Source organism: Bradyrhizobium sp. 190, from assembly GCF_023073415.1.
Taxonomy (GTDB): Bacteria; Pseudomonadota; Alphaproteobacteria; order Rhizobiales; family Xanthobacteraceae; genus Bradyrhizobium.
Map to the genome: position 1 here is coordinate 1 of NZ_JADPJL010000004.1, position 524 is coordinate 524.

General features: G+C 60.3%; 1 protein-coding gene. It reads right to left on the reverse strand.

Annotated features, from left to right (window positions below):
• On the reverse strand, positions 1-524 hold a 524-nt coding region (locus tag IVB22_RS01195), incomplete at both ends, for a porin (protein WP_247515510.1).

The following is a 524-nucleotide window of genomic DNA, read 5'->3' on the forward strand; positions in this document are numbered from 1 at the left end:
CGCACCAGTGAACTTCTGGTCGAGGAAGAACGCGCCGACTTCAGCCGAGAACGTCAGGTTCTTGACGGGAGTCCAACGGGTGACCACACCAACCTGGGCGAAGTTGAAGTCCGGGTTGCAGCTATAGTCTGCAGACACGACCTTGCCGAAGTTGAAGCTCGCGCAGAACTGACCCTTGGCGGAGAGGATGTCGGTTGCACTGCCATTATACCGAACCGCACCGTAGCTGCCCCAAAGGCTGGTCGACCAGTAGGGATCCCAGTTGTGGTTGAACGCACCACGGACACCAAAGGCTTCGGTCAGCTTGAGGTCGCCGGTAGCCCCGCCGGTAAGAAACCCGGGCAGGAAAACCGCATCAGACGTTTGGCCAAAGCCAATGCTCTGATACGCACCCGCAAGGCTCGTGCCACCGAACATCGCGAAGCTCGGCGAGGCACCGCTCGTGGAGACCACGGCCTTGGTGTTGCCCTTCGCGTACGTTGCGTCGATCTTGATATCGTCGCCCGCACCGGTCGGGAGGTTCT